A 12,929-nucleotide genomic window follows, 5' to 3' on the forward strand; every position below is an offset into this window, starting at 1 on the left:
TGCCGCGATCGGGGTCGGCCCGTCCGCGGCAGGGGGTGGGTGGGGCCGCGCGGGTGCGCGGCCGTGGGGGCGTGTCAGCCCTGGAGGGCTGCCTTGAGCTCGCGCAGCAACCACTCGACCTCGTCGCGGCTGATGACGAGCGGCGGAGCGAGGCGCAGCGTGCGGGTGTGCGTGTCCTTGGCGAGGATCCCGCGATCGAGCAGGCGCAGGGCGACGTCACGCGCGGTCCCCACCTCGGGGTCGATGTCCACGCCGGCCCACAGACCGCGCCCGCGGACCGCCGTCACGCCCGAGCCGATCAGCCCGGTCAGGCCCGCGTGCAGCCGTGCCCCCAGCACGGCCGAACGCTCCTGGTACTCACCGGTGCGCAGCAGGCGGACGACGGCGGTCGCCACGGCGGCCGCGAGCGGGTTGCCCCCGAAGGTGGAGCCGTGGGTGCCGGGCGTGAGCACGCCGAGCACGTCGGCGTTGCCGGCGACGGCGGAGACCGGCACGATGCCGCCGCCCAGCGCCTTGCCGAGCAGGTAGAGGTCGGGCTCCACGCCGTCGTGCTCGATCGCGAACGTGGTGCCGGTGCGGCCGAGGCCGGACTGGATCTCGTCGGCGATGAGGAGCACGCCGCGCTCGGCGGTCAGCGCCCGCACGCGCGGGAAGTAGTCGGCGGGGGGCACGACGACGCCGGCCTCGCCCTGGATCGACTCCAGCAGCACCGCGGCCGTGTTCTCCGTGATCGCCGAGGCGAGCGCGTCGGCGTCGCCGTAGGGCACGGTGACGAAGCCGGGGGTGTACGGGCCGAACCCGTCGCGCGCGACGGCGTCGTCGGAGAAGCTGACGATCGTCGTGGTGCGGCCGTGGAAGTTGCCGCCGGCCACGATGATCTCCGGCACGGCGATGCCGCGGACGTCGTGGGCGTACTTGCGCGCCACCTTGATCGCCGTCTCCACGGCCTCGGCGCCGGTGTTCATCGGCACCACCATGTCCTTGCCCGCGAGCGCGGCGAGCTCGGTGACGAACTCGGCCATCCGGTCGTGGTGGAAGGCGCGGGAGGTCAGCGTGAGGCGGTCCAGCTGCTCGTGCGCCGCGGCCAGCAGCTCGGGGTGACCGTGACCGAAGTTCACCGCGGAGTACGCGGCGAGGCAGTCGAGGTAGCGCTTGCCGTCGACGTCCGTCACCCAGGCGCCCTCACCGCGCGCGATCACGACGTCGAGCGGGTGGTAGTTGTGCGCGGCGTGCGCCTCGATGTCGGCGATCTGCTCGGCGGCGGTGCCGGCAGCGGTGCCGGTGGTGGTCTCGACGGCGGTCACGGGGGACTCCTCAGCTCTGGACGGGCGCGGGGCGCAGCTCGAGGGTGCAGCACTTGATGCCGCCGCCACCCTTGAGGAGCTCGGACAGGTCGACCGGCACCGGGTGGTAGCCGGCCGCGGCGAGGTCGGCGATGAACTGCGTCGCCTGGGCGGCGACCACGACGTTGCGGCCGTCGGAGACGGCGTTGAGCCCGAACACGCTCGCGTCCTCGAGGCTGACGTGGATCGCATCCGGATACAGCTCCTGGAGGCGCTCGTGCGCGGCGAGGGAGAAGGCCTGCGGCAGGTAGGCGATGTTCTCGTCGTCGAGCACGGCGAGCGCCGTGTCGATGTGGTAGAAGCTCGGGTCGACCAGCTCGAGCGTGACGACCTCGAGGCCGGTCGCACCGGCGAGCTCGACGTGCGAGGCGGGGTCGGAGCGGAAGCCGGTGCCGGCGAGCATCCTGCGGCCGACGGTGAGGAAGTCGCCCTCGCCCTCGTTGGTGGCGACGGCGTCGGTCACCTCGATCCCGTCGGCGCGCAGCCACGCGGCGTAGAGCGCGGCCTCGTCGGTGCGCTGGGCGTAGCGGAAGTTCACGGCGAGGGCGCGGCCGTCGACGACGGTCGCGCCGTTGGCGGCGAACACCATGTCGGGCAGGCCCGGGGCGCCCTCGATGACCTCGACGTCGTGGCCCAGGTCGAGGTAGGTGCGGCGGAGGTTCTCCCACTGCTGCATCACCAGGTCGTGGTCGACCGGCACCTCGGGGTGCATCCACGGGTTGATCGTGTAGACGACGTCGAAGTGGGTCGGGCGGCACATGAGGTAGCGCCGCTTCGTGGCCGTGCGGATGGTCACGGGCGGGGCGGCGACGACGTCGGGGACGTCGGTGGTGTGCGTGCTCAATGGTCTCCCTCGCTGCGATCACCGGTAGGCCTCTACGGTCGCACCCCGGGGCGGGCGCGGCAATCGGCCACGCTTGCGTGTCGGCGCAACGGATCGACGCTCGGTCGGGGTGAGGCGACGATTCGTTGCGGATGTGTGACCCAGCCCGGCTAGCCTCGTGGCATGGACTCCCTCGACCAGCAGATCCTCGCCGAGCTGACCGCCGACGGGCGGGCCACCTACGCCACGATCGGCGGCGTCGTCGGGCTGTCGGCGCCGGCCGTGAAGCGACGGGTGGACCGCCTGCTCGACGACGGCGTGATCGACCACTTCACCGCCGTCGTGGACCCCGCGGCGCTGGGGTGGGGGATCGAGGCGCTGATCGACGTCTACTGCCAGGGGCGCATCGCGCCGGCGGACCTGCGCTCCGCGTGGGAGCCGATCCCCGAGATCGTGCAGGCGAGCACCGTGGCCGGGAGCGCCGACGCGGTGCTGCGGGTGCGGGCGCGCGACGTCGCGCACCTCGAGGAGACGCTGGAGAACATCCGGGACTCGGCCGACATCGAGCGGACCGAGTCGACGATCGTGCTGTCCCGCCTCATCGAGCGCGGCTAGGCGCTCGTCGCGGGAACGACGCCGAGGGCGACCCTTCCGCCGTCGCGACGATGCCTGTGGCATCGCCCCCGGTGCGGATGGATCGCCCTCGGTCAGTGCTGGTGGAGCTGGCGGAGCTGGGTTCGTCAGATCCCGTAGTTGTGCGGCTGGTCGGTGGCGTCGGCGACCGGAGTCACCGGGGCGACCGGCTCGGCAGCGGCCTCGGCCGGCTTGGCCTCGCCGCGGACGACGGCGACCGTCACCGAGGACACCATCGCCGCGATCGCGCCGACGGCGACGAGCACGGGGGCGAACACGGCCGCCACGGTCGTGACGGCGAGTCCGGCGTTGAGCGGCACCTCGAGCAGCGTGCGGCCGTCGTCGTTCTTGATGATGACGCGGCGGACGTTGCCCTCGGCGAAGAGCTCCTTCACCTTGGCGAGCAGGTTCTCGCCCGACACCTTGAACTCCTCGGTGCGGGTGCGGCCCTCACCGGCGGCGGGGGCGTCGTGCAGCGGGTTCGTCTGGTCCTCGGTCATGGTGCTGGCTCCGTTCCCGGCGCGACCACCGCGCCGATCTGTCTCCATCCTGCGCCCCGGGGCCCCGGCGCGGGTATCCGGATGTTCCCTGATTCCGACCCTGGTTCCTGCCTACGCCCGGGGTCGGACCCCTTAGCGCTCCCAGGTGAGGATATCCAGCAGCCGAAGGTCAGACACGCGGCCAAGACGCTCGGCAACCTCGCGAACGTGCGGGCCATTCACAGGGTCTTCGTCGTTGTGCGCCCGGCTCGTGAGGTTGTCCCGGAGCGACGTCAGGGCACCGCTGTCGGTGGCCGAGGTCAGGTCCTCGGCGATGGCAAGCCACGTCCGGCGACGCCAGTTCTCCCGGCCGGGGAGGCGGCCCGCGTCGGCGAGCGCCCTCTGGTGCGTCCGGTAGATCGCCTTCAAGCGGGAGTCGAGGATCGGGAACACGGTTGGACGGACCAGGTGCAACACCTTGTGGACCTTCGCAAACGAGACTCCCTTGGGGCTGGCGCTGACGAAGTGCGAGTAGGCGCTGTCGGCGGCCTCCCACGCACTCTCATTCGACAACAGCTGGCGGAGATCATCGAGCCGTGCGACCTCGCTCAGGTCGAGCGACCGTCCGTGCTCGACGAACCAGGCTTGCTCGGCGCGCGTGATCCGAGAAGCGAGGGCTCGGGTGCGACGGATGAGATCGTCTGTGATCCCTTGGCTCGGGAGACCGGGCGACTCGTCGTACTTCTTCAGGGTGCGCACGTAGTAGGCCAACGCCCGCTCGACGCACCATTCCTGCGATCTTTTCGTACCGGCGATGATGAGGTCCGGGCCGCTGGCGACCGATTGTGCGGAATTCATGGTCACGACGTTATCGGGCCGGTTCTCTTCGCGCAGCCGGAGCCGATGTCACATTCTGGGGCTCGGGTCGAGGGCACGCCAGTCGGGTTCGCAGAGCAGTGACGTCCCTCTCTCCCCGAGTGTCGACGTCAATGACCAGGCCAGATAGCTGGAGGCGATCGCGTTGTGCGCGGGATCATCCGTGTGCACGATTTCGCTGCGCGACCCGCGGTGGTGGGATGGCGCAGCTCCGCCGTGCGGCCAAGTCTCCACCTCGTCGGGGAATCTGAGGTGGAGGGCGTACGCGTCGCTGCCTCGCAGTTCGCCAAGCCACTCCGCGAGCCCGGTGACGGTGACGGCGGCCAGCTCTGTGAGGCGTGCACGGGTGTTTGGCGACACCCTCGGAGTGGGAGTCGTGAGGGTCTGATGGGTGACTCGGCCGTCGTCCAGAAGATCGATGTTGATCGCGACCTCGACATCGTCGACGCGGTCGCTGCGCCCGAGGGTCCAGGCATGAGCGGTGCGAACGGGCGTCATACCGCGAAGTGTGCTCGGCGTGGATGGGGCAGGAGCTCATCGACCCGGTCGGCTGCACGCTCGACCAGGTCGAGCACCTCAGCCTTGCTCAGGGAGGCTGGGGAACTGGGTTCGAGTCGGGGCCAGGCCCGTAGGTCGATGATCACACCGGCCTCGTCGAACGCCCGCAGCCTGTGGTCGGCCCCGCGCCAGGCGACGCCCTTGGGGTGGCTGCCGGACAAATAATGGGATCTCAGGTGCGCCTCGGAGCCGTCGAAATCCGAGATTCCATCGCGCAGCGGCAGTCTCATCCCGCGCCCCTCCGCGATGAGATGAGGCCCGGAGTCGGAGGTCGGCACAAAGGCGACGAACACCATGCCGTAGGCCATCGGCAGGTAACGGAGACGTACGCCGTGCAGCGAAGGGTCCAGCCCGATTACTGGCGCGCTCTCGAAAGCCTCCAGCTCTACAGGAGTCAGAGGCGCGACTCCCGGGAAAGTGACCGCGCCGATGTCATCGAGGTGACCGCCGATCAGCACGACGCCACCCCCTGCGTTGACGATTCTGCCGACGATCTCGGCAAACTCCCTCGGGTTCGGCACGTGCTCGACCAGAGACAAACGGGGCGCCCGCGGCAGGTTTCGTCGGCTGAGGAGGTCGAGAAGCCAGGGGGTGACCGGTCCGGCGGACGCTCCTGCCATGCGGTGCAGCGATGTGAACACTGGGCTGGTTCAGTCCTTCTTGGCCCGGCTCGGCTGCACCCGCAGCGGCTCGCCCGGCATCTTGGGGTACTCGGGCGGGTAGGGCGCCTCACCGAGGCCGTGGTCGCGCTCGTCGCGGTCGGCCCACTCCAGCAGGGTCTCGAGGCCGCCGACGGTCCCGTCGGCGATCCCCTCGGCAGAGGCGTTGGCCCCCGCGAACAGGTCGCCGACCTCCGCGAACCGGGCCGGCATGCTGCGCACGGTGAAGTCGTCGGGGTGGACGTCGGCCACCTCCTCCCAGCGCAGCGGCGCGGACACGGTGGCGCGCGCGTTCGCGCGGATCGAGTACGCCGAGGCGATGGTGCGGTCACGAGCCATCTGGTTGTAGTCGATGAAGACCTTCTCCCCGCGCTCCTCCTTCCACCACTTCGTGGTGACCGCGCCGGGCGCCCGGCGCTCGATCTCGCGGGCCAGCGCGATGGTGGCGCGGCGCGCGGGGATGAACTCCCACTCCGCGCGGATCGGCGCGAACAGGTGCAGCCCGCGGCCGCCCGAGGTCTTGGGGACGAGCGTCAGCCCGGCCTCGGCCGCGACCTCGCGCACGAGCGGGGCGATCGCGGCGGCGTCGTCGTAGTCCGTGCCGGGCTGCGGGTCGAGGTCGATGCGCAGCTGGTCGGGGCGGTCGACGCCGCCGGTGGCCACGCCGTCGACGTCGCTCTCCCCGCGCCGCACGGGCCACGGGTGGAAGGTCAGGGTGTTCTGCTGCACCGCCCAGACGACGACGGCGAGCTCGGTCGGGCAGACCTCGTCGGCGAAGCGGCCGCTCGGGAACGCGATCCGCACGCTCTCCACCCACTCGGGTGCGCCCTTGGGCACGCGCTTGGAGTAGAAGCCGTCGCCCTGCACGCCGGTCCGCGTCGTCAGGGCCATGCCCTCGCGGAAGCCGCCGGGCCAGCGCTCGAGCGCCGTCGGCCGCTCCGCGAGCGCGGCGAGGATCCCGTCGCCCACGGAGATCACGTACTCCGCGACCTCCAGCTTGGTGATCCCGGAGGCGAACACGACCTTCGTCGGCGAGCTCACGCGCACGGCGCGACCACGGACGTCCAGCTCAACTGCATCGGAGGCGGCCATGGCGGTCAGCCTACGCACGCGCCCCGCGCAGGGGGAGGCTGCCGCTCCCGCTCCTGCTGCGGGTACCGGGAGTCGTGATCGTCGCGGACGTCGGGCTTGCACCGCGCCCGTCGGCGCAGTTCGATCAGGGGTGGGGTGGTCCGGGTGCGCCCCCATCGCACCCGGACCGCCTCGCCTACGCTGGGTCGTCGTGGAACGTGTCGAGATCGCGGTCGTCGGTGGCGGGGTCATGGGGGCGGCGACGGCGTGGCAGCTCGCCCGCCGCGGCGCGGACGTCCTGCTGCTGGAGCGGTTCGAGCCCGGGCACCACGAGGGTGCCTCGCACGGCGCGACTCGCAACTACAACACCGCCTACTCCTCCGAGCACTACCTCGACCTCGTGCTGCGCGCCCGCACGCTGTGGGACGAGCTCGCGTCCGAGGCCGGCACCCGGGTGCTCGACGACGTCGGGCTCCTCAACCACGGGGGCGGCGAGGCGCGCTGGGGCGGGGTCCGCACCGCCCTGCACGCCCGCGGCCTGGCGGCCGACTGGCTCAGCGCCCCCGAGGCGCAGGAGCGCTGGCCCGCGCTCCGGTTCCGCCCCTGCGGCACGGCCGGCCGCGACGTGCTCCTGGTCCCGTCGGGCGCCCGGGTGCGGGCGGCCGTCGCCTGGCGGGCGCTGCACGACGGCGTCGCCCGCCACGGTGGCCGGGTCCGGACCGGCGCCCGCGCCGTCGCCCTCGTGCCGCAGCGCCGCGGGGGCGTGCGCATCGAGCTCCAGGGCGGTGACGACGTCGTCGCCGGCACCGTCGTCGTCACGGTGGGTGCCTGGACGGCGGGGCTGGTGGGCGAGCTCGTCCCGCTGCCCGACCTCGTGGTCACGCAGGAGCAGCCCGCGCACTTCGCCCCCGTGCTGGCGGCGGCCGAGGGCATCCCCGGCTTCAACCACGCCGCCGACCCCGACCGGCCCGAGGACGCCTTCTTCCGCTCGGACTTCTACGGCATGGCGACCCCGGGTGAGGGGGTGAAGGCGGGCTGGCACGGCACGGGCGCCGTCGTCGACCCCGACGCCCGGACGTACGCCGCCGAACCCGTGCAGCTCGCCGACCTCCGGCGCTACGCCGAGCTCTGGCTGCCCGGCGTCGACCCGGAGGCGGCGACGCCCATCAGCTGCACGTACACCTCGACGGCGACGACCGACTTCGTGCTGGACCGGCACGGCGACCTCGTCGTCGGCGCAGGCTTCTCGGGCCACGGCTACAAGTTCGCGCCGGCGATCGGGGAGGTGCTCGCCCGGCTCGCCCTCGGCGGGGGCGCCCCGGAGGCTCGCGCGGCGGCCCCGTTCCGGATCGGTGACGGGCGCCGCGCCGGGGCCGGCCGGGCGGGCGGCTTCGGGACCTGAGAGACGTGAGGGAGCTCGGGCGCCCGTGGGCACCTGAGCGCTCGAGGCTTGCGGCCTCAGGCCTCCAGGTCGGCCGACAGCACCACCGCGAGCTCGATGTCCTGGGGCTGGAGCTCGAGCGTCGGGCCGCCCCCGGCGTCGAACGCCATGGCGCGCATCGCCCGCGCCGGCTCGGGGAAGCCGGGCGAGCTGCCGCCGGTGCCCGGCCGGAGCCCGTCCTCCCACAGCGCGGTCAGACGCGGGGTCGGCAGGCCGAGGGCGGCGGCGTACGCGGCGGCGCGGGCGGTCGCGTCCCGGGCGGCCTCGGCCCGCAGGGTGTCGACGGCGCTCGCGCGGGTGCCGGAGGACAGCGCCCAGGCGACGTTCTCGACGGCGACGTCCTCCCGACCGGCGACGTCCAGCGACCAGGCGCCGAGCGCCCCGAAGTCGGCGAAGCGCACGCTGACCCGGGCCTGCGCGCGGAATCGCCGGACGCGCTCCTGGGTCTCCCCGGCGCCGATCCACTCCTCGAAGACGCCGGTCGAGACGTCGGCGGCCTCCCACGCGGTGGCGTCGCCGGCCTCGACGAAGGCCTTCGCCTCGGCGACGAGCGCGGCGTGCTGTCGAACGGCCCGGTCGACCACGACGGTGCGGTCATCACCGCTCGCCTCGATGCGGATCGTGACGGTGCCGCGCTCGGCGGCGATCCGGGTGCCGGCCTCCCCGGTGACGGCGATGCTGACCACTGCGACCTCCTGGGTTGGGCTGTCGGAGCCGCGTCCCGACTCTCGTGCCGCGACAGTACCCGCGGCCCTCGTCTTGATCCGAGTTAACGGTTGAACCGACGCCGTTGACCGTGATCAAGAGGCTGCTTGCCACTGCTGGAGGTCGATCCCTATGTTCGTCGCGTATCCGGCGACGATGCAGGGGAGACGTCCGGGTACGGGATGGGTTGGACAGTTCTGGCAGGGGCGCTCGTGCTGTGGCACCTCGGTGTCGGGCAGGGAGGGGGCCGAGCGCGCCGGCGGTGGGAGTCGCAGAGTTGCTGCTCCCACCGCACGCCAGGACCACCGACCCGCCCGGCGGACGGCGCTCGCACCGATCGTCTCTCCCCTGCGACACGTCTCCGGATGCACGTCCTCGCCGCCTGCCCCTCAACAGGTGGCGTCGGCCCTTCGGAGGCTCCCGGGCCTGCATTCATGCCCCCTGCCGGCCCGGGATCGTTCGGCAGCTGCGCGGCCCCGGTAGCCGCGCCACCGGATGAGCATCGGACGGGGCCCACGGGATCAGCCCGTCGGCCCCGTCCGTGGCTCGACCGCCGGGGCAGAGGCGGCGCGCTCGAAGCGCCGGGCGAGGTGGGCGAAGGCCGCGGCGAGCTCCGGTGGGCCGATCTGCTCGACGTCCGCGTCGAACCGGCCGATCGTGGCGGCCAGCGCGGGCCACGACCAGGCCCCGAGCCTGACCCGGGTGCGATCGTCCCCGAGGCTCTCCGCGACGCCGTCGTCCGCGGCGACGAAGGGTGCGACCCGGTGTCGCGGCAGGCGCAGGACCGCCTCACCCCAGCAGGGCCAGGTGTTCGCCGTCGCGGATCCCTTGAAGCGCGCGGCCACATAGGTCGCCACGTCACCCCCGGGGACCTGCCGCGGGGCGAACCGGGGACCGGTCGGGGTGCGCGTCGAGAGCCGGTCGACCCGGTAGGTGCGCCAGTCGGCGGCGTCGAGGTCCCAGGCCACGAGGTACCAGCGGCCGGCGTGCGTGACCACGTGGTGCGGCTCGACCCGGCGGGGCGGGCGGTCGTCGTCGCCCGAGCTCGCGTAGTCGAACCGCAGCACCTCCCGGGCTCGCACCGCTGCGCTGACGGCGAGCAGCTCCTCCGGGTCGACGACGTCGCCGCCGGGGCGGGGGAGCGGGGTGACCTCGACGGCGTCGATCCGGTGCCGCAGCCGCGCCGGCATCACCTGGCGCACGGCGAGCAGGGCGCGGGCCGCGCCGTCGACGATCTCCACTCCGCTGACCGCGGCCGTGCGGAGGGCGACGGCGACCGCGACCGCCTGCTCGTCGTCGAACAGCAGCGGCGGGAGCTCGGCGCCGGCCTCGAGCCGGTAGCCGCCGTCCGGTCCCATGAGCGCCGTGATGCGGTAGCCCATCGAACGGAGGCGGTCGACGTCGCGGCGCACGGTGCGCGGGCTCACCTCGAGACGTCCCGCGAGGTCACCGCCGCCCCAGTCGCGGCGCACCTGGAGCAGCGACAGCAGCAGGAGGAGTCGGGAGGAGGGCGCGGTCACGGGGTCGATTCTGCTCCAGGTGGAGGACAGGAACTGACCGCAACTGGCGAGAGAGTCGTTCCTGTCAGCACGAACCGCCCCGACCGGGGCCCACCCGAGGAGTCCGTATGAGCATCGCCGTCACCCCCCACCTCAACTTCCGCGGCGACGCTCGCGCCGCCCTGGAGCACTACCGCGACGCCTTCGGCGGCGAGCTCGCCATCGCCACGCACGGCGAGGCCGGCCCGGTCGAGGACCCGAGCGAGGTCGACCTCGTGATCTGGGGTCAGGTCGCCGCGCCCAGCGGCTTCCGCATCATGGCCTTCGACGTACCGGCCGCCCGTCCGTGGGACCAGGGCGTCGCGTCGTTCTTCGTCTCGGTGCGCACGACCGACGGGGCGGAGCTCGCCGCGTCGTTCGAGGTCCTCGCGCAGGACGGCACCGTCGTCGTCCCGCTCGGCCCGTCGCCGTGGTCCCCGCTGTACGGCATGGTCACCGACCGCTTCGGCGTGACCTGGGTGCTCGACGTCGAGGTCGCCCACGCGGGCTGAGCCCGGAGGCGTCCGAGAACGACGACGGCGCCGCCCCCCGGGAGGGGAGCGGCGCCGTCGCGGTTCGAGCGGGTCGGATCAGAAGTTGATCATGTGGCCCGAGATGCCGTGCAGGGCCTCCTTGACGGCCTCGCCCAGCGTCGGGTGGGCGAAGACGACGCGCGACATCTCGTCGGCCGTGAGGTCCCAGGTCTGCGCGGCGTTGAGGGCCGGGAGCAGCTCCGTGACGTCCGGGCCGATGAGGTGGGCGCCGAGGAGCTCGTTGTGCTCGGCGTCGGCGACGATCTTGACGAAGCCGACGGCGTCGCCCAGGCCCTGTGCCTTGCCGTTCGCGGAGAACGGGAACGTGGCGACCTTGATCTCGTGGCCGGCCTCCTTGGCCTGCGCCTCGGTGAGGCCCATCGAGCCGATCTGCGGGTGGCAGTAGGTGGCGCGCGGGATGAAGCGGTAGTCGATCGACTGCGTCTCGACGCCCGCGAGCGTCTCGGCGGCGACGATGCCCTGGGCCTCGGCCACGTGGGCGAGCATCATCTTCGCGGTGACGTCGCCGATGGCGTAGACGTTCGGCACGTTGGTGCGCATGTAGTCGTCGATCGCGACGGCGCCGCGGTCGGTGAGCTGGACGCCGGCGGCCTCGAGGCCGAAGCCCTCGGTGCGCGGGGCGAAGCCGATGGCGGACAGGAGGCGGTCGGCCTCGAGCACGCGCTGCTCGCCGTTGGAGCTCACGGTGACCTTGACGCCCGAGCCGGTGTCCTCGACGGCCTCGACCTTGGTGCTCGTGAGCACCGTGACGCCGAGCTTCTTGTAGTGCTTGGCGAGCTCCTTGGACACGTCGGCGTCCTCGGTGGGGACCATGCGGTCCAGGAACTCCACGATCGTGACGTCGACGCCGAAGTTCTTCATGACGTAGGCGAACTCGACGCCGATCGCGCCGGAGCCCGCGATGATGAGCGACTTCGGGAGGTCGGGGTCGAGGATCTGCTCCTCGTAGGTGACCACGTTCTCGCTGACCTTGACGCCGGGCAGCATGCGGGTGACCGAGCCGGTGGCGATGATGAGGTTGTCGAAGGTGAGCTGCTGGCTCTCGCCGTCGTCTCCTGCGACGTCCATCGAGGTCGCGCTGGTGAGGGTGCCCCAGCCGTCGATCTCGGTGATCTTGTTCTTCTTCATCAGGAAGTGGACGCCCTTGACGATCCCGGCCGAGACCTGGCGGCTGCGGGCGTGCGTCGGGCCGTAGGACATCGTGGCGTCGCCCTCGATGCCGTACTTCGCCTTGTCGTGCGTGAGGGTGTGGGCGAGCTCCGCGTTCTTGAGGAGAGCCTTGGAGGGGATGCAGCCGACGTTCAGGCAGACACCGCCCCAGTACTTCTTCTCGACGACGGCGACGGACTTGCCGAGCTGGGCGGCGCGGATGGCGGCGACGTAGCCACCAGGGCCCGCACCGAGGACGACGACATCAAAGTGGGAAGCCATGGGGCCAGCCTAGTTCCGCGCGGGGGCGAGGGGTGGCGCGGGGGGACGTGGGCCGTGTCACCCGGGGATCGCCGTCACCCGGGGTCAGGACGGGTGCTCGCACGCGGTCCGATCGAACTCCTCGCGCGTGAGGAGGTCCCGCGGGGCCGCCAGCCCCGTGACCACCTCGCCCGGTGTCAGCCCCGCCACGATCTCGGTGTCGAGGTCGACCCGCTCGAGCTGGTCGCCCGGGCTCCACGGGAGGCTCGGCCCCAGGGCGTGCACGTAGTAGCTCTCGCCCGGCTCGAGCTCCGCCTCGACGACGACCTCGATCGGAGCGCCGTCGCTGACCAGGTCGAGGTTCGTCTCGTGCGAGATCCGGTCCCACGCGTCGGAGCCGCGCTCCCCGGGGATCAGCCGCGTGAGCACGACGTCGTCGACCTCGCCGCCGATCGTCTCGCCGTCGCACGGCGCCAGCAGCGCCAGGACCCGACCGGCGTCGTCGACCGTCAGCCCGACCACGCCGCCGGGGACCGCGGAGCATCCGCCCAGCGCGAGCGTCGCCGCCGCGACGAGGCCCGCCGTCGCCGTCGCCCTCGCGGTTCGCCCCATGGACCGAGTGTGCTCCGCACGCCCGGTCACGTCCACGACTGCCGCGCGGCCTCGCGCAACCGCGAGCCCGACCCGCTCGCCCGCTGAGACGCCCGGGCGGGCCCCGCCGCCCCCCGCGCTACCATCGATCACGACCATCCAGAGCAGCTGAGAGACCTGGCTCGACGACGCTGCAGCAACCCCCCGACTCGGGTGCGGGTGCTACCGCCAGGACCGATGGAGGAGCG

The 12,929-nt window shown here is 72.6% G+C and carries 14 protein-coding genes and 1 riboswitch; of the genes, 3 read left to right on the top strand and 11 right to left on the bottom strand.

What is annotated here, in order from left to right; genetic code table 11:
• Window positions 1-74 precede the first annotated feature (74 nt).
• Both rocD and ddaH read right to left on the bottom strand, forming a co-directional pair.
• Window positions 75-1,304: an ornithine--oxo-acid transaminase gene (gene rocD, locus C8046_RS14070; RefSeq protein ID WP_199224487.1), complete on the bottom strand. Its 1,230-nt coding sequence runs from the start codon at window positions 1,302-1,304 to the stop codon at window positions 75-77.
• Window positions 1,305-1,314: 10 nt separating this feature from the next.
• Window positions 1,315-2,187: a dimethylargininase gene (ddaH, locus tag C8046_RS18870; protein ID WP_328587603.1), complete on the bottom strand. Its 873-nt coding sequence runs from the start codon at window positions 2,185-2,187 to the stop codon at window positions 1,315-1,317.
• Between the two features lie 162 nt (window positions 2,188-2,349).
• Between ddaH and C8046_RS14075 the strand changes: the two genes are divergently transcribed.
• A complete protein-coding gene (locus C8046_RS14075) occupies window positions 2,350-2,781 on the top strand; it encodes an Lrp/AsnC family transcriptional regulator (protein ID WP_109229978.1) in 432 nt (143 codons plus the stop codon).
• Window positions 2,782-2,906: 125 nt separating this feature from the next.
• Here C8046_RS14075 and C8046_RS14080 read toward each other — a convergent pair whose 3' ends face one another.
• From C8046_RS14080 to C8046_RS14100, 5 genes are all read right to left on the bottom strand, one after another.
• Window positions 2,907-3,299, bottom strand: coding sequence for a DUF4342 domain-containing protein (locus tag C8046_RS14080; protein WP_109229979.1), 393 nt, complete (start codon window positions 3,297-3,299; stop codon window positions 2,907-2,909).
• A 132-nt stretch (window positions 3,300-3,431) separates the two neighbouring features.
• Window positions 3,432-4,136, bottom strand: coding sequence for a DUF6308 family protein (locus C8046_RS14085; protein WP_109229980.1), 705 nt, complete (start codon window positions 4,134-4,136; stop codon window positions 3,432-3,434).
• Window positions 4,137-4,184: 48 nt separating this feature from the next.
• On the bottom strand, window positions 4,185-4,652 hold the full coding sequence (locus C8046_RS14090) for a hypothetical protein (RefSeq protein WP_109229981.1): 468 nt from the start codon (window positions 4,650-4,652) through the stop codon (window positions 4,185-4,187).
• The gene (locus tag C8046_RS14095; RefSeq protein ID WP_146197171.1) at window positions 4,649-5,353 is read right to left on the bottom strand and encodes a hypothetical protein; all 705 of its coding nucleotides are present in this window, start codon (window positions 5,351-5,353) and stop codon (window positions 4,649-4,651) included. The genes C8046_RS14090 and C8046_RS14095 overlap by 4 nt, the downstream gene beginning before the upstream one ends.
• A 9-nt stretch (window positions 5,354-5,362) precedes the next feature.
• Window positions 5,363-6,463: a DNA polymerase domain-containing protein gene (locus C8046_RS14100; protein WP_109229983.1), complete on the bottom strand. Its 1,101-nt coding sequence runs from the start codon at window positions 6,461-6,463 to the stop codon at window positions 5,363-5,365.
• Between the two features lie 190 nt (window positions 6,464-6,653).
• Here C8046_RS14100 and C8046_RS14105 point away from each other — a divergent pair, with 190 nt between their 5' ends.
• Entirely contained in the window at window positions 6,654-7,844 is a 1,191-nt protein-coding gene (locus C8046_RS14105) for an FAD-dependent oxidoreductase (protein ID WP_268921375.1), read from the top strand.
• A 56-nt stretch (window positions 7,845-7,900) separates the two neighbouring features.
• Here the strand turns inward: C8046_RS14105 and C8046_RS14110 are convergent, their stop codons facing one another.
• Together C8046_RS14110 and C8046_RS14115 are read right to left on the bottom strand one after the other, a co-directional pair.
• Window positions 7,901-8,569 carry an SIMPL domain-containing protein gene (locus C8046_RS14110; RefSeq protein WP_158277230.1) on the bottom strand — a complete coding sequence of 223 codons (669 nt, stop codon included), beginning with the start codon at window positions 8,567-8,569 and terminating at the stop codon, window positions 7,901-7,903.
• Between the two features lie 540 nt (window positions 8,570-9,109).
• Window positions 9,110-10,108, bottom strand: coding sequence for a helix-turn-helix transcriptional regulator (locus C8046_RS14115; protein ID WP_109229986.1), 999 nt, complete (start codon window positions 10,106-10,108; stop codon window positions 9,110-9,112).
• A gap of 107 nt (window positions 10,109-10,215) precedes the next feature.
• Between C8046_RS14115 and C8046_RS14120 the strand changes: the two genes are divergently transcribed.
• Complete coding sequence (locus C8046_RS14120) at window positions 10,216-10,638, top strand: VOC family protein (RefSeq protein WP_109229987.1); 423 nt, start codon at window positions 10,216-10,218, stop codon at window positions 10,636-10,638.
• A 78-nt stretch (window positions 10,639-10,716) separates the two neighbouring features.
• Here the strand turns inward: C8046_RS14120 and lpdA are convergent, their stop codons facing one another.
• Together lpdA and C8046_RS14130 are read right to left on the bottom strand one after the other, a co-directional pair.
• Window positions 10,717-12,111, bottom strand: a complete 1,395-nt coding sequence (gene lpdA, locus C8046_RS14125) for a dihydrolipoyl dehydrogenase (protein ID WP_109229988.1) — start codon at window positions 12,109-12,111, stop codon at window positions 10,717-10,719.
• Between the two features lie 84 nt (window positions 12,112-12,195).
• On the bottom strand, window positions 12,196-12,702 hold the full coding sequence (locus C8046_RS14130; protein WP_109229989.1) for a hypothetical protein: 507 nt from the start codon (window positions 12,700-12,702) through the stop codon (window positions 12,196-12,198).
• A 131-nt stretch (window positions 12,703-12,833) separates the two neighbouring features.
• Window positions 12,834-12,925, top strand: a riboswitch (SAM riboswitch).
• Window positions 12,926-12,929: the final 4 nt, after the last annotated feature.

The organism is Serinibacter arcticus (genome assembly GCF_003121705.1).
Taxonomy (GTDB): domain Bacteria; phylum Actinomycetota; class Actinomycetes; order Actinomycetales; family Beutenbergiaceae; genus Litorihabitans.

Bases quoted from the DNA above. Each gene is read 5' to 3' on its own strand.
- C8046_RS14100 (WP_109229983.1), bottom strand. From the start codon at position 6,463: ATGGCCGCCTCCGATGCAGTTGAGCTGGACGTCCGTGGTCGCGCCGTG.
- lpdA (WP_109229988.1), bottom strand. From the start codon at position 12,111: ATGGCTTCCCACTTTGATGTCGTCGTCCTCGGTGCGGGCCCTGGTGGC.
- C8046_RS14085 (WP_109229980.1), bottom strand. From the start codon at position 4,136: ATGAATTCCGCACAATCGGTCGCCAGCGGCCCGGACCTCATCATCGCC.
- C8046_RS14090 (WP_109229981.1), bottom strand. From the start codon at position 4,652: ATGACGCCCGTTCGCACCGCTCATGCCTGGACCCTCGGGCGCAGCGAC.
- C8046_RS14075 (WP_109229978.1), top strand. From the start codon at position 2,350: ATGGACTCCCTCGACCAGCAGATCCTCGCCGAGCTGACCGCCGACGGG.
- C8046_RS14080 (WP_109229979.1), bottom strand. From the start codon at position 3,299: ATGACCGAGGACCAGACGAACCCGCTGCACGACGCCCCCGCCGCCGGT.
- C8046_RS14120 (WP_109229987.1), top strand. From the start codon at position 10,216: ATGAGCATCGCCGTCACCCCCCACCTCAACTTCCGCGGCGACGCTCGC.
- C8046_RS14130 (WP_109229989.1), bottom strand. From the start codon at position 12,702: ATGGGGCGAACCGCGAGGGCGACGGCGACGGCGGGCCTCGTCGCGGCG.